Below are 22,845 nucleotides of genomic sequence, written 5' to 3' on the forward strand. Positions count from 1 at the left end.
TGAGCGTGGTGATGAAGCGACTGGCATCGCTCGACGCGCTGCGCGGCTGCACCGTGGCAGCGATGCTTCTGGTCAACGATCCCGGTGACTGGAGTCACGTTTACGCGCCGCTGGATCACGCTGCATGGAACGGCTGCACGCCCACCGACCTGATCTTTCCGACGTTCCTGTTCGTCGTCGGTGTTTCGGTGGCGCTGAGTCTGCTGCCGCGGCTGGAGCAGGGCGCCCGGCCGGCCCCGCTGATGCGCGCGGCGCTGTGGCGCGCACTGCGCATCGTGGCGCTGGGCGTGGCGATCAACGGGCTGGCGTGGCTGCTGATGCCCGGCGCGCACCTGCGCTTCCCCGGCGTGTTGCAACGGATCGGCGTGTGCTTCGCCGGCGTGGCGCTGTTTGCAATCTATGCCAGGCCGCGCACGCAGTGGCTGGCGATTGCGCTGCTTCTGGTCAGTTACGCCACATTGCTGTGGTGGGGCGGCTCGCTTGCGCCGTGGGTGAACATCACCAGCCGCGTGGACAGCGCGGTGTTTGGCCGTTTCGTCTATCTGATCGACCCGACGAGCGGCCGCGGCCATGACCCCGAGGGGTTGCTGGGCACGCTGCCGTCGTTGGCCACTGCGCTGCTCGGCCTGCGCGCGGGCTGCTGTCTGCGGCAGGGCCAAACCAAAACACTGCTGATCGCCGGCGTCGGCGCACTGATGCTCGGGGCGCTGTGGGCGCTGTGGCAGCCGCTCAACAAGAACCTGTGGACGCCGTCGTTCGTGCTGTGGTGCGCGGGCTGGTCGACGCTGGCGCTTGTGCTTTTCCACGTGCTGATCGATCGCTACGGCTGGCCGCCGCTGGGTCGGCGTTTCGGCATCAACGCGATCGCCGCCTACGCCGGCTCCGAGGTGATGCAGATCGTGCTGCCGGCGCTGGGCTGGCAGGAGCCGCTGTATCGCCATCTGTTTGCCGATCCACTGACGCCGCTGGTCGGCGCCTATGTGGCGTCGCTGGCCTGGGCGCTCGCGTTCGTGGGGTTGTGGTGGCTAATCGTTTACGCGATGGATCGACGGCGCTGTTATCTCAAGCTTTGAGTCGCGCGGTGGCTGGGCAGGGCGTTTACTGCTGCTGTTGCTGGGCGGCCATGCTACCGGTGAGAGGCAGCGCATGCCGTAGCAACGCGTGCTGCGCCTGCTGCAGTTCCACACCGGACAGCTCGATCAGCGGCGTCACCTTGCCCGCGATCAGCGCGGCGATCGCCATGCCGTCGCAATACAGCACGCGCGAGCCCGCCAGCGCCGGCACCTTGTCGCCGACCAGCACGGTGCCGACCAGATTCAGCGGGTCGCAGCCGCTGAGGCAGAGCAGTTCATTCGCATCCGCGCGCTTGCGCGCCGCGCGCAGCGGCGCGATCGCCTCGGGCAGGGCGAACTGCTCGCCGACCAGGCCTTCGACGAAACGGCCGCCGCGAATCTCGCCGCGCGCCTCCAGCCGCTGATACACGCGCCGCAATTCGCGCCACGGCGGCAGCCACGGCGCCTCGCGCTCCAGCAGCTTCCAGAACACCACGCCGTAGCGGCGCAGCAGCGCGCGTGCGATGTGTTCCGTTGCTTCCATGGAATCAACATGGCGAGAAGCGCCGCCATCGCTTCCTCTCCCCGGCGGGGAGCGGACTGAGGTGAGGGGACGGGTATGCTGAGGAGCCTCATCGGAAGCTTGCTCGCGGTGCGTCTCCTCATCGGCCTTGTCGGGCATCCTTTCCACAGCAGGCCGAAGACTCTGTATGCGTGCCAGCGACCAGCGCCCCGCATCCTCGATGCCGTTGAGCGCGTGCCGACGCATGCGGCGGTGCCGGTGCGCGTCGCGCTTGGCCGCGGGCAACAGCAGGGCGCGCATGCCGGCGAAGCTGTCGGCGCTGACGCGGCCGGCGGCGACGAGTTCGCCTAGCGCGTCTTCCATCTCGGTACGCAGCAGTCGTGTGGCGCTCATCAGCTCGTCGAAGAACAGCGCGCCCTGAGCTTGCAGCGCTTCGGCCACCGCCTGAGCACGCGATGAAAGCAGCGCCTCCTGCGTGTCAACGCCGTTGGCGACGGACGTCCAGACGGCCATGCTGCGCCGTGGCAAGAGCACGATCGGTGTGCTGCGTACCGGGCCACCGCTGCGACCGGCCGTGCCACTGCTCGCGCGCAGCCGGCTCCAGCCGATGCGTCCGGCACGGCACAGGTCGTCCAGCCAGCTGAACGAATAGTCGCCAACGCGCGCGGGCAGGATCTCCGATTCCCACGCGCCGGCAGCGGCCTCGAAACCTTCCAGCTGGCTCAGCGTGGCGTGCAGGGCATCGGGCCCGGAGAGTCGCGCGGCAGCGGACACGTGCTGCCAGTCGAACAGAAAGCGCATCAGCTCGCGTCGGCTCACCGGCTCGATCTCGCGCCGCAGCCGGCCCAGCGTGTAGCGGTGGATGCGTGCCAGCAGGTGCCGCTCGCACCATTCGAGGCCGTTGGCATCGTCGGTGGCCGAGGCCGCCGTGAAGCGGCCCTGCATCACGTAGCCCTCGGTCTGCAGCCGCGTCAGGGCCAGGTCGATCTCGCCGACATCGACGGCGAGCGATTGCGCCAGCGCGCGCGCGCTGACCGGGCCCAATCCACCCAGGCGATGCCGCACCAGTTCGAGCAGCGCAGCGTCGCGGTTCCACGCGTGCGCCGTATGGCCGTCGGGCGCGGCGATGGCCGGCCGCATCGCTGCGCCCGCATGCAGCGCCTGCCACAGCGGCAGGTTTTCGCCGCAGGTCCAGACATGCTCGTCCGGCGCCACCGTCAGCCGCGTGGCGCGATGGGCTTTGGCCAGTGCCTGCAGCCACGCGTCCCAATCTGCGTTCGCGACGACGTCGTCCGCCGTGACGAAGCCCAGCACATTCAGCGCTTCGTGCATTTCATCCGCATCGCGCACCTGCGGCCACGCCTCGTCGCGCACCGCGGCGATGGCTTCCGGATCGAGCCGGCCCAGATCGTCGGCGCTGTCGGCGCCGTTCCACTGGCGCGACTGCACGGCCTGAGTACGGCGCTCTTCCAGCGGCGCGTCGTCGAGGAAGGCATACGGCGCGGCGTTCAGCACCTCGGCGGCCAGCGGGCTGGGGCCGGTGAGGTCGCGCGCGACGATGCGGATCGCGCCGCTTTCCATTGCGCGCAGCACGTCGAGCCAGCCGTCGGTGTCCATCGCCTCGCGCAGGCAGTCGTGCATGGTCTGCCGGACCAGCGGATGTTCGGGTACCTCGCGCTCGCCGACGATGTTTTCCAGGCAGGCGACCTGATCGGGGAATACCGAGGCCAGCAGATCTTCGCTCTTCATCCGCTGCAGCGGCGGCGGCACTTTCTTGCCGGAGGCGAAGCGAGGCAGCGCCATCGCGGTCACCGCGTTCAACCGCCAGCGCGCGCCGAACAGCGGCGCGTCGAGCAGGGCCTGGATCAACACCTGCTCGGCGGTGTTAGAGTGCAGGTAGTGCGCCACCTCCTCCAAGGGAAAGCTGTGGCTGGTGGACAGCGACAGCACGATGGCATCCTCGGTCGCCGCCGCCTGCAGCTCGAAGTTGAACTGGCGGCAGAACCGCTTGCGCAGCGCCAGCCCCCAGGCGCGATTGACGCGGCTGCCCCACGGCGTGTGGATCACCAGCTGGGTGCCGCCGGACTCGTCGAAAAAGCGTTCCAGGATCAGCGTGGACTGCGTCGGCAGCGCGCCAAGCGCGGCCTTGGCGCGCGCCAGATAGTCGACCAGCTGCTGCGCGGCCTCGCCGTTCAACTGCAGCTGCTCGCTCAGCCAGCTCAGGGCAGCGGGCGCGCCACCCGCGTCGAGCTGTACCTCGATATCGCCGCGCAGGCGCGACACGCCAAACGATAATTCCCTGCTGCGCCCCGGCGCTTCACCCAGCCAGAACGGGATACTCGGCGGCGCGCCGCGCGCGTCTTCCACGCGCAGACGATCGCGTTCCACGCGCTGTATGCGGTAGCTGGTGTTGCCGAGCTGGAAGATGTCGCCGGCCATGCTTTCGACCGCAAAATCCTCGTTCACCGTGCCGACGATGATGGTCTGCGGCTCCAGCACGACCTTGTAATCGGCCGTGTCGGGAATGGTGCCGCCGGCCATCAGCGCGGTGAGCCGCGCGCCACGCCGCGCGCGCAGCTGGCCATGCACCGCGTCGCGATGCACGTAGGCGGCGCGCGCGCCCTGGCGGGTGGTGAAACCTTCGGCCAGCATTTTCACCACGGCGTCGAAATCGGCGCGTTCCAGCGCGCGGTAGGGCCAGGCGCGGCGGACCAGATCGTAAAGCGCGTCCTCGCTCCATTCCTGGCACGCCACCTCGGCGATGATCTGCTGCGCCAGCACGTCGAGCGGCTGCGGCGGCAGGATCAGCGCATCGAGCTCGCCGCGCCGCACGCAGTCCAGCAGCGCCGTGCACTCGACCAGGTCATCGCGGGTGGTCGGAAAAAGGCGTGCCTTCGGCTTGCCGCTGATGCTGTGGCCGGAACGCCCGGCGCGCTGGAGAAACGCCGCGATCGAGCGCGGCGAACCGAGCTGGCACACCAGATCGACATCACCGATATCGATGCCCAGCTCCAGTGACGCGGTAGCCACCAGCACGGACAGCTCGCCGCGCTTGAGCCGCTGTTCGGCGTCCAGCCGCAGCTCCTTGGAAAGGCTGCCGTGATGGGCCGCCACGGTTTCCTTGCCCAGCCGGTCGGACAGATGCCGCGCCGCGCGCTCGGCCATCCTCCGCGTATTGACGAACACCAGCGTGGTGCGGTGCGCCTGCACCAGCGCCGCGACCTGGTTGTAGACCAGCTCCCAGCCATCGTTCGACATCACCGCTTCCAGCGGCACCGGCGGCACGGTGATGGCGAGATCGCGCGGGCGGGTGTGGCCCACATCAACCATCGCGCAGCGACAAAATCCCTTCTCCCCGTCGGGGAGAAGGTGGCCCGAAGGGACGGATGAGGGGCGGGTGCTCGCGGGAATATCGGTTTGGCCGCTAGCTTCGCTGTTGGCCTCTGGCGACCCCGGCACCTCACCCGAACCCTCTCCCCGCGGGGGAGAGGGGGAATGGTGAGCGCCCACTAAAAAGTTAGCGACTTCTTCGATGGGCTTCTGCGTCGCCGACAAACCGATGCGCAGCAGTCGTCGCTGGCACAGCGACTGCAGCCGTTCGAGTGACAGCGACAGATGCGAGCCGCGCTTGCTGCCGGCGATGGCGTGGATCTCGTCGACGATGACCGACTGCACGCCGGCCAGCATGGCGCGGCCGGAAGCCGAGCCCAGCAGCACGTAAAGCGATTCGGGCGTGGTCACCAGAATATGCGGCGGCTGTTTGCGCAGCAGCGCCCGCTCCGCCTGCGGCGTGTCGCCGGTGCGCACCGCGGCGCGGATCGCCACGTCGGGCAGGCCGAGTTTTTCCAGCTCCGCGCGAATGCCCTGCAGCGGCAGCTCCAGGTTGATCTGGATATCGTTCGACAGCGCCTTCAGCGGCGACACGTAGAGCACGCGCGTGGCGTCTGGCAGGGCGCCACCGTGGGCCACGCCTTCGCAGATCAGCGCATCGATCGCGGCCAGAAACGCCGTCAGCGTCTTGCCCGAACCGGTCGGCGCTGCGACAAGCGTATGTCGGCCCGCGCGAATCGTCGGCCACGCCTTCGCCTGTGCCGCGGTGGGCGAGTCGAAGGCGCTGCGAAACCAGCCCGCGACGGCGGGGTGGAAGCTGTCCAGCGGATCGGCATCCAGGCGCATCGGCAAGGGTTCGTGCGGTGGTGAAAAGAGAGTCACCCGATCATATATGGGGATGTGCCGGACCCGCTCAATGCAGCATGGCGCGCTGCCCTTTCGTGGCCCTGCCGGCGCCAGTGCAAGCGCCGATGAGGCATGTCACTATCCGCGAACGGCCGTCGCCGATCAGGATTCCGGGGGAGTTCAACGACGGCTTTCATGCCAGGGCGGATGCGATGCAAAGGATGTTCATGCACGTTTTGCGGGTGATTCGGCGCGACGCAGGCGCCTCGATGTTCATGCTTCAGCGGATGGCGCTGGCGGCATTGATCGGTTTCTGCGCCATGGCCGGCGCGCACGCCGCCAGCCTCGATCCGGCCGTGCTGCCGAAGATTCAGGCGGCCACGTTTGAAGTGGTCGCGGCCAAGCCGCTGAATGATCCGTTGACCTACGAAAAACCGCTGCCGCTGGAGCTGCTACCGTTCCAGGAGCGTAACGACAAATACTTCTCCATCGGCACCGCGTTTGCCATTGGCAACAACCGCTACGTCACCGCTGGCCACGTGCTTCAGGTCGGCATCGGCAGCCTGTGGGGGCCACCGGCGCTGCGCGATGCCAACGGTAACGTCTACGCGATCGACAAGATCGAAAAGTACTCCCTGCAGGAAGATTTCGTCGTGTTCTCGCTGGTCAAGCCGCCGGCCAACGCTGCGGCGCTGGAGGTCAATACCAGCCCGTCGCTGAACTCCGTGGTTTACGCCGTGGGCAACGCGCTGGGCACGGGCGTGGTGATCCGCGACGGCCTGTATACCTCCGATACGCCGGAGGATCAGGACGGTCGCTGGAAGTGGATGCGCTTTTCCGCGGCCGCGTCGCCGGGTAACAGCGGCGGCCCGCTGCTGGACAAGGACGGCAAGCTGATCGGCATCGTGCTGATGAAGTCGGCCAACGAGAACCTCAACTACGCGCTGCCGATCGGCCTGATATTGAAGGCGCCCGATCATCTGGCGGTGATGGACCAGCGCGTGCCGTATCAGCTGGATATTTTCGACACCACGCAGAACAACATCTTGAAGGATCAGTTCGCGCTGCCGTTGAGCTTCGCCGATTTCAGCGCAGCGTATACCAAGCGCTTCGACGCGTATGTCGATGCACAGATCAAGCTGCTGCTGGCCAAGGATCCTGACAAGCTGTTTCCGCGCGGCGAGGGCTCCAGCCGGATTCTGCACAGCGTGGCGCGGCAGAGCAGCTTTCCCGGCCTGATCGTTCGCAGCACCACGGGCGACTGGGAGGTGAACGGCAAATCGAGCAAGAAGATTCCGCTGTCCGACAACGGCTACGTCACCGCCGGCGTGGCTAAGAGCAATATCCTGTTCCATCTGCGCAAGCCGGATAACCTTGCCGCCAGCGCGCTGTACGGCAATCCGGCGCTGCTGATGGATCAGCTGGCCAAGGTCGGCATCTTCCAGCGGCGCGTGGGCAGCGAGGAGATCAAGATCACTTCGCTGGGCAAGCCGGCCACCGACACCGTGCACGTCGATGCCTGGCAACGCCGATGGCAGGTGCGTATCTGGGACATGCCGTACATGAACGTGCGCGTGGTGACCTTTTCGCTACCCGTGCCGGACGGCTACGTGACGATGATGCGCTTCGCCCAGGGCGACCACGATTACGACAGCGTGGCCGACATGAAGGTGCTCACCGATTTCATCGACGTGGCCTACGGCGGCACGCTGGCGCAGTGGAAGGACTACCAGAAAAATGCCGCGCTGCTGCCGGCACCGCTCAAAGGGATTACGCTCGATATCGACTACGGCAAGCGCTTCAGCTATCGCGCGAATCGGCTGAGTTTCTCGTTTGCGCCCGCGCTGCAGAAAATCGAGCAGGACAGTCTGCTGATGCTGGGCTTCGGCTTTTTCGACGACCATGGCAAGGTCGTCTGGGACGTCGGCGATGTCCAGGTATTCGCCAATGCCAACGATCCGGACCAGATCAACGTCCAGCGCCACGTCGCGCCGTCGGCGGACCTGGACGACGACTTCAAGAGCGAATGGAACAAGCTCACCCACCAGCGCCATCCGTATGACAGCGTGGCGCAAAGCGACAGCGGCGACATGCAGATTGCGACCACGGCGGGTGTCGCCGGTAACGCTGCGCCGTCGGTGCTGTACAGCGTCGGCGTGGCGGTGGACGGCACGCAGCCGCAGCCGGCCATGAAGGCCAAGCTCGATGCGCTGATGCAGAACCTGCACGTCGACGATCATTGACGATCGACAAGATTTGCAACAACAAAGGCCACGATGATCGTGGCCTTTGTTGTTGGTTCAATACGACTTCAGCCGCTCACAGTAGCGGTGAGCGACGTCGGTATTAGTGTGCCGCGCCCGGTGCACCGATCGGCAGCACGGTGCGCTGATGCGCGTCGTTGATGACTTCGGCGGCCGATAGATAAAAAGCGAACGCCGCGGTTATCAGGCCGCCGTAGCCACCCGCCACCTTCAGTCCCGGCATGCCGGTCCATTCGCCCGCCGCGAGCAGAAAGAAGGTGATCCACAGCGCGAGGAAAACCAGCTGCAGCGCACGCGCGGCTTTCCACGTGGCAACCCACATGTACAGCGTGAAAAAGCCCCACATGAAGAGATACCAGCCGACGAAGGCGGCCGGCACCTTGTCGTGCAGAAACAGCACGAACAGCGCGAACGACCACCAGAACGCGCCGTAGCTGACGAACGCCGTGGCGCCGAAGGTATTGCCGCGCGGCAGCTCCATCACGCCGGCGATCATCTGCGCCGTGCCGCCATAGGCCAGCGCCACTGCCAGCACCATGTTCATGCCGTCGCCGCTGAACCAGCCGGCGTTGATCATGCTGAGCAGCCACGTGGTCAACGCGAAGCCGGCCAGGCCCAGCGGCGCCGGGTTGGAAAATTTGGTGGGTACGTGTTCGTTGCTCATCGTGCGAAGCCCCCTGAATGGATCGAAGCGGTGGTGATGCCGCGGGTGTTTGTAAGCCTGGTGTTGTTGTCTGCGTCTGCCGATGCGCATGGAGCGCATCGGCATGTGATGTCTGGCGGCTCCCCTGGCGAGCTTATGCGGTCACCGAATCAGCCTTGTGCTGACTCGCCGTCGACACAAGCTTATGACGTAAGCGTCGTGCTTCGATCCGAGCATACGCATGCTGGCGACCGGACTCATGCTGCATTGCGGTGCGGCGGGTGCGCCGTGCAAGACGTTCGCCGCAGGGAAACACGACGGTGTGACAGCTTGGCGTCATCAGGCGCGCGGGCCTTTGGCAAGTTCCATCTTTCACGGATTTCTCTATCGCGCATTTCTCTGTACTGTCTCGATTCGGTCGGTGGACCGTTCCGATCCTGGAGAGCAGCGATGGCGTACGTGGTCACCCGAACCTGTGTGGACAGCAAGTACACGAAGTGCGTGGACGTCTGTCCGGTCGATGCGTTTCGCATCGGGCCCGAGATGCTCTACATCGATCCGGACGTCTGCATCGACTGCAACGCCTGCCTTTCCGAGTGTCCGGTGCGGGCGATTCATCCAGACCACGCGGTGCCAGAAGCGTTGCTCGATGACATCGGTTTGAATGCCCGGCTGTCGAAAATCCATCCGGTGATCACGCAAAGCCAGGACGACAGCGTGCCGGTCGCGCGCATGCCAGCCAATGCGTCGACGCCGCGACGATTTGCCGTGGTCGGCTCTGGGCCCTCCGGCTTTTATGCGACCGAGGAATTGCTCAGGCAGCTGCCGGGCAGCGCGGTCGATATTTTCGAACGCCTCCCGACGCCGTACGGGCTGGTGCGCTACGGCGTCGCGCCGGACCACCCGAAGATCAAATCCGTGACGGACAGCTTCGACGCGATTGGGCGCCTGCCCAACGTGCGGTTTTTCGGCAACGTGCAGGTCGGCACAGATGTGCAGCGGGAGGAGCTGCTGACCCACTACGACGCCGTGATCTACGCCACCGGCGGTTCGGTCAGCCGGCCATTGAACGTGCCCGGTGCCGGGCTTGCCAATGTGCTGGGCGCTTCGGATTTTGTTGGCTGGTACAACGGCCATCCGGATGTTCGCGACCTGCCGGTCGATCTTTCCGGCCGCACCGTCGTGGTGCTGGGACTGGGCAATGTCGCGCTAGATATTGCACGCATTCTGGTCACGCCGGTGGACGAGCTGGCGGTCACGGATATCGCCGACGAGGCGCTGGCGGCGCTGCGCCAGAGCCGCGTGCGCGAGGTTTGTCTTGTGGCGCGCCGCGGGCCGGCGCAGGCCGCGTTTACGCCCGGCGAGCTGCGCAAGCTGATGGACATGCCGGGCGTGCGCATCGTCGTCGATGCGCGTGATCTGATCCTAGACGAGGCCAGCGCGACCGACCTCGACGCGCCGCTGAACAGCGAGGCGCGCCAGAACGTGGCGCTGTTGCGCGAGGCGCAGGCTCGAACGGTCGATGGCGATCGCGTCATTCGATTCGTGTTCAAGGCATCGCCGGATGCCTTCGAAGGTCGTGAGGGTCGCGTCGCGTCGATGCATGCCATCGTCAATATGCTGCAGCGACGTGCCGATGGCTCGGTCATGGCGCGCGGCACGGACGAGCGCCTGCAGCTGCCCGCCGATCTAGTGATCAACGCGACCGGCTACCAGGGCGTGGCGCTGGATGGCGTCGCGTTCGATGCGCAGCGTTCAGTGATTACCCATCGCGAGGGTCGGGTGCTTTCCGAACGTGGTGATGTGCAAAACCGGGAATACGCCGTGGGCTGGATCAAGCGCGGCGCCAGCGGCGTGATCGGCAGCAATCGCCAGTGCGCGTCGCAGACGGTGCGGCACGTGGCGGCGGATCTGGCGGGCGCGCCGTCATCGGCCGCGGCCGCTCAAGCGGATGTGTTTGCACTGCTCGTCGCGCGCGGCGTCGACGTCGTCAGCTTTGATGACTGGCGTGTGCTTGATCGGCATGAGCGCGAGCAGGGTGAGGCGCATGGACGGCCGCGGCGGAAAGAGGTCGACGTGGCAAGAATGCTCGAGGTGATTCGTCTCGGGCGCACACCAACTGGCGAGGCGCCAAGCGTCACAGCTGCATCGGCAAAAGCGCCGGGCATCACTGCCGATGCACCGACGTCCAACCTCAAAGTGCACTACCGTACCTGCACGCTGTGCGAAGCGATGTGCGGCATCAAGATTGCGCTGGACGGCCAGCGCATCGTGTCGATCGCCGGCGACCCTGACGATCCGCACAGCCGTGGGCATATCTGTCCCAAGGGCTACGCGCTGCAGGATCTGCACAACGATCCGGAGCGCATCCGCACGCCGATGAAGCGCGTGGGTGGCACGTGGCTGCCGATCTCCTGGGACGACGCGCTGGACGAAGTGGCCACGCGACTGGTGGCAATCCAGAAGCAGCACGGCAACGATGCCGTCGCGGCCTACTGGGGCAACCCGACCGCACACAATCTCGGCCTGTTGCTGACGCTGCCGACGTTTCGCGGGCAGCTGCGCACGCGCAATATTTTCTCCGCGTCCAGCCTTGATCAGATGCCGCACCAGCTGGTTTCGTATCTGATGTACGGGCACAGCCAGCTGTTCACCATTCCGGATATCGACCGCGCCGACTACATGCTGATGCTCGGCGCCAATCCGGCGGCATCCAACGGCAGCCTGATGTCGGCCGGCGACGTGCTGGGTCGCCTGCAGGGCATTACAAAGCGCGGCGGGCGTATCGTGCTGATCGATCCACGGCGAAGCGAAACCGCGCATTACGTCAGCGAACACCAGTTCATCCAGCCAGGCACCGACGCGCTGTTTCTGCTCGGCCTGCTGCAGATCATTATCGAAAGGCGACTGACCAAGCCGGGCCGGCTGGCCGACCTGGTGATCGGTTGGGATGCGCTGCCCCAGCTGCTCAACGTGCTGCCGCTGGATCGCATCAGCGAGCTGACCGGCATCGCCGCGGCCGATATCGAACGCATCGCGGTGGAGTTTGCCGGCGCGAACACCGCCGTGTGCTACGGGCGTATGGGCGTCTCCACGCAGAGCTTCGGCACGCTCAACCACTGGCTGATCCAGCTGCTTAATATTCTCACCGGCAATCTCGATCGCGCCGGCGGCATGATGTTCACCACGCCCGCGGTCGACCTGCTGAAGAGCTCAGGCCGCGGCGGTTTCAATCGCTATCAGAGCCGTGTGCGCAAGCTGCCGGAATTCAGCCGCGAGCTGCCGACCTCGATTCTGGCGGAGGAGATCCTCACGCCGGGCGAAGGCCAGGTGCGTGCCTTTGTTAGCGTCGCCGGGAATCCGGTGCTCTCTTCGCCGAACGGTCGCCAGGTGGACGAGGCGCTGGCGCAGCTGGATTTCATGGTGGCGGTGGATTTCTATCTCAACGAAACCACCCGGCATGCGCATATTCTGTTGCCGCCGACCGGGCCGCTGGAGCACGAGCAGTACGACCTGGTGTTCAACCTGCTGGCCGTGCGCAACGTGGCCAAATACACCGGCCCGCTGTTCGATCACGTCGAAGGTACGCGCTCGGACTGGGAGATTTTCAGCGAACTGACCACACGCATGCAGCGCCTGAAGACGCGGCATGCGCCGTTGGCCAAACGGTTGAAGCTGCGTGCATCCGAGCGTGTCAGCCGCTGGCTCACACCGGCGCGCATCCTCGACCTGGGTCTGCGCGGCGGTCCTTACGGTAAAGGCCTGAATCCGCTGCAGCGGATCAACCCGTTCGGCAAAAAGGGATTGAGCCTGGCCGCCTTGAAAAAGCATCCGCATGGTCTCGACCTCGGGCCGCTGCAGCCGTGCTTGCCGCAGCGCCTGTTTACCAAGGACAGGAAGATCCAGCTGATGCCCGCGGTGCTGATCGAGGATCTGCAGCGGCTCGCGCAGCATTACGCGGCCGATGCGGTGGCGCCGGGCCTGGTGCTGATCGGCCGCCGCGATCTGCGTACCAACAACTCGTGGATGCATAACAGCCAGCGGCTGGTGAAGGGGCGCGATCGCTGCGCGCTGTTCGTGCATCCGCAGGATGCCGCGGCGCTAGGTATTCATGACCGGCAGACGGCGCATCTCGCTTCGGCGAAGGGCGAAATCGTGGTGACGGTCAAGCTCACCGATGAGATCAAGCGCGGCGTGGTCAGCCTGCCGCACGGCTGGGGGCATCACCGTTCCGGCATGCGCATCAGCACGGCCCAGGCCAGTCCGGGTGTAAGCATCAACGACATCACCGATGATCAGGTGGTCGACGCGCTGTCCGGCAATGCGGTGCTCAACGGTGTGCCGGTGACGCTGCACGCGATGGCCGAGGTGGACGTGGCCAGCTGAGTCGTTCGATTGCGCGGTCAGCGCGCTTCGGCGCGCGATTGACGAAGGCCTTCGCGAAGCCGCTTCTCCTCACGCCACACGCGTCTGGCCGCCAGCAGCACCATCAGCGCCAGCAGATACCAGGTGATCGCGTAGACCAGATGGTTGTTGGGGAATGAGATCACGGTGAGGCCGCCCACGGGCTCATCGTTGCCGTTGCTGCTGGTCGCGCCGGCGTCGGCGTCGACGAAATAGGGCGCCACGTGCGACAGGCCGCGCGCGGCCGCAATCGCCTGCACGTCGCGTGAAAACCATCGGTTGGCCGCGGGCTCGTTGGTGCGCAGAAAGCGGCCGTGCGGTTCGCTGAGGCGCAGCAGGCCGGTGATCGTGACGGGCGCTGTCGGATCGGACGATGGGCTAGCTTTCCACTCGGGCGGAATAAAGCCGCGGTTGATCAGCACCACGCTGCCGTCGCTCATTTGCAGCGGCGTCAGCAGCCAGAAACCGACGCCGAGATCGGTACTGGCCTGCACGCGCGTGGCGCGGTCTTTGAGCAGGGTGCCGGTCAATTGCACGTGCCGGTATTCGTCGCTGGCGGCGGTGACCTTCGGCCATTGCGCAGGCGCCGGCGGGGCGACGGGCGGCGCATGCACGCGCTGATCGACCCGGGCGATCAGGTCGAGCTTCCACGCGCGGCGGTAGACCTGCCACGTGCCCAGCCCGAGCAGGCCGACAAAAAGAATCAGTCCCAACAGCGACAGAAAAAAAAGCGCGGCCCCACTGCGGGGACCGCGCTCAGTAACAGTAACGTCGGGTGTGGCGTTCATCGGCAGTCATGCGAGCGCAGGACGCGCGCTCAGGGCATGTTTTTCATCTGCTCTTCCATCACCGACGGCATCATGTTGTGATTCAGGTGATACATCACCCAGATCGAGCCGCTCAGCGTGATGACGACCAGCACGACGGTGAAAATCAGCGCCAGCAGGGTCCAGCCGCCCTCCGCCTTCGAGTTCATGTGCAGGAAGTAGATCATGTGCACCACGATCTGCACCGCCGCGAACGCCAGCACCACCAGCGCGGTCATGCCCGAGGTATGCAGGCCGCCGCTCATCACGATCCAGAACGGAATCGCGGTGAGGATGACCGACAGGATGAAGCCGGTCATGTAGCCCTTGAGCGTGCTGTGGCCCGCCCCGGTGTCGTGATGGTTATGGCCGTGATTGTCCGGGTGGCCTTCCTGCGGAATGAGGTCGGTATGCGTGCTCATTTCAGCACTCCCATCAGATAGACAAAGGTGAACACGCCGATCCAGACCACGTCGAGGAAGTGCCAGAACATCGACAGGCACATCAGCCGGCGCTTGTTTTCCGTCGTGAGGCCGAGCTTGCCCGTCTGCACCATCAGCGTGATCAGCCACACGATACCGAAGGTGACGTGCAGCCCGTGCGTGCCCACTAGAGTGAAGAACGACGACAGGAACGCGCTGCGCTGCGGACCGTTGCCTTCGTGGATCAGATGCAGGAACTCGTACATTTCCAGGCTGAGAAATGCCAGGCCGAACAGCCCGGTGATGCCCAGCCAGAGCAGCATCGGACGCAGGCGGTTGCGCTGCATTTCCAGAATGCCGAAGCCGTAGGTGATCGACGACAGCAGCAGCATCGAGGTATTGAGCGCGACCAGCGGCAGCTCGAACACGTCCGCACCGGACGGGCCGCCGGCGTAGCTGCGCCCGAGCACGCCGTACACGGCAAACAGGCAGGCAAAGATGAGGCAGTCGCTCATCAGGTACATCCAGAACCCCAGCAGGGTGCCGTTCTCCGGATGATGCTCGTGCGTCAGATGGAACTGCAGCGGCCCCGAAGCATGGGTATCGCTGACGATGGCGGAGGCGTGGGTATCAGACATGGTTGGCTAACAGCGTGGTGCGGGCTGCCTCGGTACGGACGACTTCGTCGGCCGGAATATGGAAGTCGCGCTTGTAGTTGAAGGTATGGCCAATGGCGACGGCCAGCAGGGCAACAAAGGACGCGATCATCACCAGCCACATGTGCCAGATCATCGCAAAGCCGAACAGTGCGCTGAGGCCGGCGAGAAAAAGGCCTGCACTGGTATTTTTCGGCATGTGGATGGCGATGAAGCCTTCGGTCGGCCGCTTGTAGCCCGCGTGCTTCATCTGCCACCACGCGTCGACCTCGTGCACCAGCGGGGTGAAGGCGAAGTTGTACGACGGCGGCGGCGATGACGTTGCCCATTCCAGCGTGCGCGCGTCCCACGGATCGCCCGTGACGTCGCGCAGCGCCGCGCGGTTGCGGAAACTGACGTAGAACTGGATCAGCATGGACATGATGCCCAGCAGCACCAGGAACGCACCGAAGGCGGCGATCTCGAACCAGATCTGCAGCGACGGATCGTCGAAGTGGCTCATGCGGCGGGTGACACCCATCAGGCCCAGCACGTAAAGCGGCATGAAGGCGAAATAGAAGCCGGTGATCCAGAACCAGAACGAGCACTTGCCCCAGAACTCGTCCAGCTTGAAGCCGAAGGCCTTCGGGAACCAGTAGTTGATGCCGGCAAACAGGCCGAACAGCACGCCGCCGATGATCACATTATGGAAGTGCGCGATCAGGAACAGGCTGTTGTGCAGCACGAAGTCCGCCGGCGGCACCGCCAGCAGCACGCCGGTCATGCCGCCGATGGTGAAGGTCACCATGAAGCCGATCGTCCACAACATCGGCACCGAAAACGTGATGCGTCCCCGGTACATGGTGAACAGCCAGTTGAAGATCTTCGCACCCGTGGGTATCGAGATGATCATCGTGGTGATGCCGAAGAACGAGTTGACGCTGGCGCCCGAGCCCATCGTGAAGAAGTGATGCAGCCAGACCAGATAGGCCAGCACGGTGATCACGATGGTCGCGTAGACCATCGAGGTGTAACCGAACAGGCGCTTGCGGCTGAAGGTGGAGGTGACCTCGGAGAAGATGCCGAACGCTGGCAGGATCAGGATGTACACCTCCGGGTGGCCCCAGATCCAGATCAGGTTGACGTACATCATCGCGTTGCCACCGAGCGTGGTGGTAAAGAAGTTCGTGCCGACGTAACGGTCCAGCGAAAGCAGCGCCAGCACGGCGGTCAGCACCGGAAAGGCGGCCACAATCAGCACGTTGGTGCACAGCGCGGTCCAGACGAACATCGGCATCTTCATCAGGCTCATGCCGGGCGCACGCATCTTGATGATCGTGACCAGCAGGTTGATGCCCGACAGCAGGGTTCCCACGCCGGCTATCTGCAGCGACCAGATGTAATAGTCCACGCCCACGTCGGGGCTTGCGGCAAGACCCGACAGCGGCGGGTAGGCCAGCCAGCCCGTGCGCGCAAACTCGCCAACGAACAACGACATCATCACCAGCACGGTACCGGCCGCGGTCATCCAGAAGCTGAAGTTGTTGAGGAACGGAAACGCCACGTCGCGTGCGCCGATCTGCAGCGGAATGACAAAGTTCATGATGCCGGTGATCAGCGGCATCGCCACGAAAAAGATCATGATCACGCCGTGTGCGGTGAACACCTGGTCGTAGTGCTCAGGCGGCAGGAAACCATGATTGCTGCCGAACGACATCGCCTGCTGAGCGCGCATCATGATGGCGTCGGAGAAGCCGCGCAGCAGCATCACCAGCCCGAGGATGATGTACATGATGCCGATTTTCTTGTGGTCGATGCTGGTGAACCACTCCTTCCACAAATAGCCCCACAGGCGGTTGTAGGTGACAACGGCCACCAGCGCCAGGCCGCCCAGCATGACGGCGATCATGGTGCCCAGCACGATCGGCACGTGCAGTGGCAGTGCCTCCCAGGTGAGCCGGCCGAAAATCAGTTTTACGGGATCGAGGTGATCAAACATCTTCTGCACCAAAACTTGAAACATCAGGACAACGGGCGCTCGATGGACAAGCGCGCGATAAAGGAGCGCGGCTGCCGGAGCTCACCGCGGGCTGCCAGCCGGCGCCGCCACGGGCGTGTTTTTGGCATCGGTGGCGGGCATCTGCATGCCGGACATATCCATGCCTTTCATGGAATCGTCGTGGCCACCTGCGCCTGCGCCGGCATGCGCCGCGCCCGACTCTGCGCCAGACACCTCGTGCGACGCGCCGTGCGACGCTTCGCCCATCATGTTGTTGGCACACGACTGCCCGGGAGCAACGCAGTTCATCATGATGGCGTCGTAAAGATGCGCATCGACGCTGGAATAGAAATGCACCGGCTCGAGCTCGCTGGGTTCGGCCAGACGCAAATACGTGTCGCGATCGAGGCTGTCGACACTCTTGCGGGCGTTGGCGACCCAGGCGTCGAAGTCCTTGTCGCTCATGCCGTGAAACTTGAAGCGCATGCCGGAGAAACCATCGCCGCTGAAATTGGCGGAAAAGCCGTCGTACACGCCGACCTTGTTGATCACGGCGCTGAGCTTGGTTTCCATGCCCGGCATCGCATAGACCTGTCCGGCCAGGGAGGGGATGAAGAACGAGTTCATCACCGTGCTGGCAGTGATCTTGAAACGGATCGGCCGATCGATCGGCGCGGCCAGCTCGTTGACCGTGGCAATGCCCTGTTCGGGATAGAAGAACAGCCATTTCCAGTCCAGCGCCACCACTTCGACCGTCAGCGGTTTGACGTCTGCCGCGACCGGCTTGGTCGCCGAAAGGCGATCCAGCGAGCGGTACGGATCGAGCTTGTGCGTGCTGACCCAGGTGAGTGCGCCCAGCGCAATGATGATAAGCAGCGGCGCCGACCAAACCACCAGTTCGAGCATGGTGGAGTGATGCCATTCGGGGTCGTACTCGGCGTCCCTGTTTCTTGCACGGTAGCGCCAGGCGAATACCAGGGTCAGCACAATCACCGGAATGACGATCAGCAGCATCAACCCCAGCGAAATGAGGATCAGATCCCGCTGCTGTAACGCGACGTCGCCGTCGGGATGCAGCAGTACGGCATTGCAGCCTGCCAGCAGCGCGAGGACAGGGAGCAGGAGCAGTCCGCGGAGGTAATTTTTGAGGGGCATTGCGGGAGGATAAACGTCTGGGGATACGTAAAAAGGTACACTCGTTGCTGCAATGCAGGAATAGGACACTTTGTCCTATGGCGGCGCTACAGCTTGAATGCGATGCTTTGAAACGAGCGTAGTATATCGCTGTCGCAACATACGTCCCGAACCGAGCAATCCGATGTCGAGCATTATCCAGCAGCACCCCGACCCGTCCGCCCACATCGCGGACTACGAGGCCGGTGAAGTCCCCGCGGGTCACTCCAAGGTTGCTCCCGGCGAAATCGCCGTAGGCGTGGTCATCGGCCGCACTTCGGAGAACTTCGACTTTTTCGTGTTCGGCATTGCCTCGGTGATGGTGTTTCCGAAGGTGTTTTTTCCGTTTGCCAGCCTGCTCGACGGCACGCTGATGTCGTTCGCGATTTTCGCGCTGGCGTTCATCGCCCGTCCGATCGGCACCACGCTTTTCATGGCGATCCAGCGACGCATGGGGCGCGGCTTCAAGCTCACCCTGGCGCTGTTCCTGCTCGGTAGTTCGACCGTGGGCATGGCGTTTTTGCCCAGCTACAGCGTGCTCGGCGGCGGTGCTATCGTGCTGCTGGCGTTTTTCCGGATGCTGCAGGGCTTTGCCCTGGGCGGCTCGTGGGACGGCTTGCCGTCGCTGCTGGCGCTGAACGCGCCGGCGGCGAAGCGCGGCTGGTATTCGATGCTGGGTCAGCTTGGTGCGCCGATCGGATTCATGATCGCCGGCGCGCTGTTCCTGTTCCTGCACGGCAATCTTTCCAACGACGATTTCATGGACTGGGGCTGGCGCTATCCGTTCTTCGTGGCTTTTGCTATCAACGTGGTGGCCCTGTTCGCGCGACTGCGCCTGGTGCTCACCGAGGAATATACGCAGCTGCTGGAAGAGGGCAATCTGGAGCCGATCGGCATTACCGAAATGCTGCGGGCGCAGGGCTACAACCTGTTCATCGGCGCGTTTGCCGCGCTGGCGAGCTATGCGCTGTTCCATCTGGTCACGGTGTTCCCGCTGTCGTGGATCGCGCTCAATGCCACGCAGACGCTGGACAGCGTGCTGATCGTGCAGATCATCGGCGGCGCGCTGGGCGTGCTGGGCACCATCGCATCCGGCATGCTGGCCGACCGCTTCGGTCGACGTAACACCCTGGGCACGCTGGCTGTCTTGATCGGCATCTTTGCGCTGTTTGCACCGTGGCTGCTGGGCGGCAGCCCCGCCGCGCAGGATGCCTTCATCCTGATCGGCTTTGCGCTGCTGGGCATTTCCTACGGTCAGGCTTCGGGCACGGTGACGGCCAACTTCCTGGCCCGCTTCCGCTATACCGGCGCCGCGCTCACCTCCGACTTTGCGTGGCTGATCGGCGCGGCGTTCGCGCCACTGGTGGCGCTGAGCCTGTCCGTGAAGTTCGGGCTTGCCGCGGTCAGCATTTACCTGATTTCCGGCGCTGCCTGCACGCTGGTTGCACTGAAGATCAACCGGGCCCTGGAGTCGCGCGACTGAACCGGGACCTTGGCGCGCGACGGATGTCGTTCGCGCGCTCCACGGCAGTCACGCCGGAGTGATTTGGCCACCGGTTCGTGGCCCTTGCCAGTTGGCACACCCAAGGCCGCCGGCTGATGGAGAGCGTGCCGATGGCGGCGTGCACGCTTGTCGACATACATGGCGGCATCGGCCTGGGCCAGCAGCGTTGTCGCGTCGCGGGTGCCCGGGTCAACGATGATCAAGCCGATGCTTGGGCCGACATAGTCGATGACGCGGTTGTCCAAACGGAACTGCCCTGCACCCGCCGCCTGCAGCTTGGCCCGAAGCGCGCTGGCCGTGGCTTCCGCATCGCGGCGCGCCACCGTGACGAGCGCGACGAATTCGTCGCCGCCAAGGCGCGCCACGAAGTCACTCGATCTGACGGCACCCTGGATACGAGCTCCGATAGCGGCAAGGAGTTGGTCGCCCGTATCGTGCCCGTGGTCGTCGTTGATGGTCTTGAAATGGTCCAGATCGATAAAGGCGACGATCAGCGCGAGCTCGCCGGACGCGGTCGAGGCGATGTACCTGCCCATCTCGCCCATCAAGGCGCGTCGGTTGGGTAGCTGCGTCGTGGTGTCGGTCAGCGTGTTGAGGGACAGTATTTCGTTGGCTTTCCACAGCGCCAGCACGAGTTTCTCGCGCTCGACCCGTTGCGCGATCAGGATCGAGAACATTTGCAGCACCTGCTCGACTCCTTCAGCCATGGGCTTGCGCTGATCGCTGGCCGCGCATAGCGTGCCGTAGAGAGCGCCATCGTGAGTGCGCACGGCTGTGCTGGCGTAGGTGGCGATGCCCAGCTCCCCAGCCGCCGCGGCATCGCCCCAGCGTTGGTGGACATCATCGGCTTAGGAGCAGCCTTCCTCCAGCGCGCGTTTGCACAAGGTCGATTCCCAGGGCACCGATAGGCCTTCGGGAATCTGCAGTGTCTGCGTGTTGCGCGCGAACAGCACATGCTGAACGCCCGTATTTTCATCGATCGTCGTGAGATAGGTCGACTCAAGCCCGGTGACGGCTTCCAGCATTTCCGGCAGCGGGCGCACCAGCTCTTCCAGCGTGTGCGCACGCGTCAAGGAGACTGCCAGCTTGCCGACAAGATCGAATGGAGGAAGCTTGGATCGCGCCGCTTTCGTCGTTGCAGAAGGTACCGGGATAGTTGCGAGGGCAGCGAATTTCCGCAGAATGCCATGCCGTCGACGCCTTGTGATAGTCACGCCGCGTCGTGACGTTTTCTTGCGCAAACCGATGAACGAGGCGGGTATTCACTCGCCGATCGCGGGCGACATTTTCCGCATGCAATGTCGATCCGGCGACGCTAGAGCGCGATGAAGCCGGCGCCGGCATCCTGCAGAGACGACGCCGCAAAAAGAGGATGTGTGGCAGCGCTATGCCCGAGATGCTGCACCCGAGCGAAGGTCAGTAGGGCATCCGCAGACAGCGGTATCGCTCGATCCGCTGCCGTCTGCGATATTTCATAAGCAGCCATCGGCGGGTGGATTTCCGCAGGCGTGCCGAAGGACGCGCGTAAAGCCAGCGAGTCTCCCTGATCGGTGGCGATGCGTTTGCGCACGGCGAGATAGCTTTCGGCCACGCCGCGGTTTCGAGGCAAGCCCGAGGAATCCAGCCGATCAAGCAGCAGGCCGGCCAGTGCGGGCTGGCTCGTGGCCAGGGCCTCCTGTGCCGCATGCACCACGCATATCAGGCACGGCGATTTGTGCGTCAACAACTCGTCGACCATGCCTCGTGCGGCGCGGTAGTCCTGATGATCGACATAAGCGGCAAGCAGACTCTCCTGCGCCTGCGTGGAATCAGGATAATCGAGATAGGCCCACTGCCACCGCATCACGTCCGATGACCAGAGCGGCACGGTGGCGCGGACATTGGCGAGCGAGGCGAACAACCACAGAACAAGCGTGCCAAGGGCCGCGACTCTGATCAGCAACAGCCCACGCAACAGGTACGCCGACTGCGCGACCAACAACGGGAGCAGGCAGCATGCCAGAGCCAGTGCGGTCATCGCGTAGCGTTCGTGATACAGGCTCGCGTCGAATTTCACCGGCACGATATGCAGTACCGGCAGCAGAGAAAACATGACAACAAGCAGCAGCACTCCCACAGCCTGACGCCGCAAGCTCAGCACAACGGCAGCGCCAACCAGTCCCAAAGCGGCAATGTCGGTGGCCACGCTCGCCAGGCTCAGGGTGCGAAACTGGGCAACGTCTAGCGGGTGAATCGGGTTGAGCCCGGTCATCGGCCACAGCAGCATTCGCAGGTAGTGCACAAGCAGGAAGCTCACTTCCTGAACGCGTCCGAGCACACCCAGGGCGCGTCCTTCTGTCGCCTGGACCAGGTACCCGAGATAATGGTGCCGAAGCGCGAGATAGGTGGCGCCGGTCAGCAGCACGCCGACGTAGACCGACGCGTTGTTCCTTATGAGGGCGCCCAGGCGCGTCATCGCTCCCGTTCCGGTAACGCCGCCGATCAGCAGCCAGTCCATTGCCAGCAGAATCAGAGGAAAGGAGACGGCCGATTCCTTGCAGCACGCCGCCAGGAAAAAGCAGGCGGAAATCGCAGCAATTCGCGGCCAGGGTCGCTGCAACGTCACGTTGGCCAGCAGGGCGAGCAGGGTGAATGTCGTCACCGCGAGGTCGTACTGACATCCGATCCACGACAGCGGTTCGATCAGCAGCGGATGCACGGCGTAGATCAGCATCGGCAGAACCGCAACGCGCCAGGAACCGTGGCGCGAAATCACCGCCGACAAACGCATGGCCAACAGCCCCACCAAAACCACATTCAGCGCGTGAATGCTCAGAGAAACCGCATGCATCGGCCCCGGCTGGTAGGCAAATACGTGCAGTTCCAAACTGAAAAGCCCCATCACCAGCGGTCGAAAATAGGTCGTGAAGCCGTTTGTCTGTCCGATCAGCAGCGTCCGCCACGGGTTCGCGCTGTGCGCCGAGATACTGGTCAGGGAATCCAGCAGCTCATCCCACGCGAAGTCCGCCCGCATGACGGGCCAGTACAGCGCGAACAGCGCGACCAGCAGCGGCAGCAAAACTGCGGAAAAACTGTATGGCTGGGAGATCCGTTTGATCATCGGGGACAGGGTCGCGGGAGACGGCACCCAGAGGGCTCAGCAAGAATCGTGCGAGCTTGATCGACTTTCCGTCGATGGCGCGGCAAAGTGTTCCGGTGACGCAGATGCACTGGCTTGCGGACGCTCGGCTACGCTGAGCCTTCG

General features: G+C 64.3%; 14 protein-coding genes and 1 pseudogene. 4 read left to right on the plus strand and 11 right to left on the minus strand.

Going from position 1 to position 22,845, the window contains the following annotated elements; all coding sequences use genetic code 11:
- Positions 1 to 11 precede the first annotated feature (11 nt).
- Positions 12 to 1,073 (plus strand): acyltransferase family protein, encoded by a 1,062-nt coding sequence (locus ACDK93_RS01180; RefSeq protein ID WP_458070761.1) that lies wholly within the window; start codon positions 12 to 14, stop codon positions 1,071 to 1,073.
- Positions 1,074 to 1,098: 25 nt separating this feature from the next.
- Here the strand turns inward: ACDK93_RS01180 and ACDK93_RS01185 are convergent, their stop codons facing one another.
- Entirely contained in the window at positions 1,099 to 1,734 is a 636-nt protein-coding gene (locus tag ACDK93_RS01185; protein ID WP_458072314.1) for an Lhr family helicase, read from the minus strand.
- 36 nt (positions 1,735 to 1,770) lie between these two features.
- Positions 1,771 to 5,751, minus strand: a pseudogene (locus ACDK93_RS01190) (DEAD/DEAH box helicase); the annotation flags it as partial.
- 227 nt (positions 5,752 to 5,978) lie between these two features.
- On the opposite strand from ACDK93_RS01190, the gene ACDK93_RS01195 reads away from it, so the two are divergent.
- Positions 5,979 to 7,994 carry a trypsin-like peptidase domain-containing protein gene (locus tag ACDK93_RS01195; RefSeq protein WP_458070762.1) on the plus strand — a complete coding sequence of 672 codons (2,016 nt, stop codon included), beginning with the start codon at positions 5,979 to 5,981 and terminating at the stop codon, positions 7,992 to 7,994.
- 103 nt (positions 7,995 to 8,097) lie between these two features.
- On the opposite strand, the gene ACDK93_RS01200 is transcribed toward ACDK93_RS01195, so the two are convergent.
- Positions 8,098 to 8,679 carry an acetate uptake transporter gene (locus ACDK93_RS01200; RefSeq protein ID WP_458070763.1) on the minus strand — a complete coding sequence of 194 codons (582 nt, stop codon included), beginning with the start codon at positions 8,677 to 8,679 and terminating at the stop codon, positions 8,098 to 8,100.
- Between the two features lie 429 nt (positions 8,680 to 9,108).
- Between ACDK93_RS01200 and ACDK93_RS01205 the strand changes: the two genes are divergently transcribed.
- Positions 9,109 to 13,044, plus strand: a complete 3,936-nt coding sequence (locus ACDK93_RS01205; RefSeq protein WP_458070764.1) for a molybdopterin-dependent oxidoreductase — start codon at positions 9,109 to 9,111, stop codon at positions 13,042 to 13,044.
- A 17-nt stretch (positions 13,045 to 13,061) separates the two neighbouring features.
- On the opposite strand, the gene ACDK93_RS01210 is transcribed toward ACDK93_RS01205, so the two are convergent.
- From ACDK93_RS01210 to cyoA, 5 genes are all read right to left on the minus strand, one after another.
- Positions 13,062 to 13,850, minus strand: coding sequence for an SURF1 family protein (locus tag ACDK93_RS01210; protein WP_458070765.1), 789 nt, complete (start codon positions 13,848 to 13,850; stop codon positions 13,062 to 13,064).
- 29 nt (positions 13,851 to 13,879) lie between these two features.
- Entirely contained in the window at positions 13,880 to 14,290 is a 411-nt protein-coding gene (gene cyoD / locus ACDK93_RS01215) for a cytochrome o ubiquinol oxidase subunit IV (RefSeq protein ID WP_458070766.1), read from the minus strand.
- Positions 14,287 to 14,928: a cytochrome o ubiquinol oxidase subunit III gene (gene cyoC, locus ACDK93_RS01220; RefSeq protein WP_458070767.1), complete on the minus strand. Its 642-nt coding sequence runs from the start codon at positions 14,926 to 14,928 to the stop codon at positions 14,287 to 14,289. The genes cyoD and cyoC overlap by 4 nt, the downstream gene beginning before the upstream one ends.
- Positions 14,921 to 16,894 (minus strand): cytochrome o ubiquinol oxidase subunit I, encoded by a 1,974-nt coding sequence (cyoB, locus tag ACDK93_RS01225; RefSeq protein ID WP_458072315.1) that lies wholly within the window; start codon positions 16,892 to 16,894, stop codon positions 14,921 to 14,923. The genes cyoC and cyoB overlap by 8 nt, the downstream gene beginning before the upstream one ends.
- Before the next feature lie 111 nt (positions 16,895 to 17,005).
- Entirely contained in the window at positions 17,006 to 18,079 is a 1,074-nt protein-coding gene (gene cyoA, locus ACDK93_RS01230) for a ubiquinol oxidase subunit II (protein WP_458070769.1), read from the minus strand.
- A 163-nt stretch (positions 18,080 to 18,242) separates the two neighbouring features.
- Here cyoA and ACDK93_RS01235 point away from each other — a divergent pair, with 163 nt between their 5' ends.
- Positions 18,243 to 19,580 (plus strand): MFS transporter, encoded by a 1,338-nt coding sequence (locus tag ACDK93_RS01235; RefSeq protein WP_458070770.1) that lies wholly within the window; start codon positions 18,243 to 18,245, stop codon positions 19,578 to 19,580.
- Here ACDK93_RS01235 and ACDK93_RS01240 read toward each other — a convergent pair.
- The 3 genes from ACDK93_RS01240 to ACDK93_RS01250 form a co-directional block, all read right to left on the minus strand.
- On the minus strand, positions 19,508 to 20,308 hold the full coding sequence (locus ACDK93_RS01240; RefSeq protein ID WP_458070771.1) for a GGDEF domain-containing protein: 801 nt from the start codon (positions 20,306 to 20,308) through the stop codon (positions 19,508 to 19,510). The genes ACDK93_RS01235 and ACDK93_RS01240 overlap by 73 nt on opposite strands.
- A 141-nt stretch (positions 20,309 to 20,449) precedes the next feature.
- Entirely contained in the window at positions 20,450 to 20,674 is a 225-nt protein-coding gene (locus ACDK93_RS01245; protein WP_458070772.1) for a hypothetical protein, read from the minus strand.
- A gap of 242 nt (positions 20,675 to 20,916) precedes the next feature.
- The gene (locus ACDK93_RS01250) at positions 20,917 to 22,701 is read right to left on the minus strand and encodes a hypothetical protein (protein WP_458070773.1); all 1,785 of its coding nucleotides are present in this window, start codon (positions 22,699 to 22,701) and stop codon (positions 20,917 to 20,919) included.
- Positions 22,702 to 22,845 lie beyond the last annotated feature (144 nt).

The sequence above is a fragment of the Rhodanobacter sp. BL-MT-08 genome, assembly GCF_054161255.1.

Bases quoted from the DNA above. Each gene is read 5' to 3' on its own strand.
- ACDK93_RS01180 (WP_458070761.1), top strand. From the start codon at position 12: ATGAAGCGACTGGCATCGCTCGACGCGCTGCGCGGCTGCACCGTGGCA.
- ACDK93_RS01185 (WP_458072314.1), bottom strand. From the start codon at position 1,734: ATGCCCGACAAGGCCGATGAGGAGACGCACCGCGAGCAAGCTTCCGAT.
- ACDK93_RS01195 (WP_458070762.1), top strand. From the start codon at position 5,979: ATGCACGTTTTGCGGGTGATTCGGCGCGACGCAGGCGCCTCGATGTTC.
- ACDK93_RS01200 (WP_458070763.1), bottom strand. From the start codon at position 8,679: ATGAGCAACGAACACGTACCCACCAAATTTTCCAACCCGGCGCCGCTG.
- ACDK93_RS01205 (WP_458070764.1), top strand. From the start codon at position 9,109: ATGGCGTACGTGGTCACCCGAACCTGTGTGGACAGCAAGTACACGAAG.
- ACDK93_RS01210 (WP_458070765.1), bottom strand. From the start codon at position 13,850: ATGAACGCCACACCCGACGTTACTGTTACTGAGCGCGGTCCCCGCAGT.
- cyoD (WP_458070766.1), bottom strand. From the start codon at position 14,290: ATGAGCACGCATACCGACCTCATTCCGCAGGAAGGCCACCCGGACAAT.
- cyoC (WP_458070767.1), bottom strand. From the start codon at position 14,928: ATGTCTGATACCCACGCCTCCGCCATCGTCAGCGATACCCATGCTTCG.
- cyoA (WP_458070769.1), bottom strand. From the start codon at position 18,079: ATGCCCCTCAAAAATTACCTCCGCGGACTGCTCCTGCTCCCTGTCCTC.
- ACDK93_RS01235 (WP_458070770.1), top strand. From the start codon at position 18,243: ATGTCGAGCATTATCCAGCAGCACCCCGACCCGTCCGCCCACATCGCG.
- ACDK93_RS01240 (WP_458070771.1), bottom strand. From the start codon at position 20,308: ATGGCTGAAGGAGTCGAGCAGGTGCTGCAAATGTTCTCGATCCTGATC.
- ACDK93_RS01250 (WP_458070773.1), bottom strand. From the start codon at position 22,701: ATGATCAAACGGATCTCCCAGCCATACAGTTTTTCCGCAGTTTTGCTG.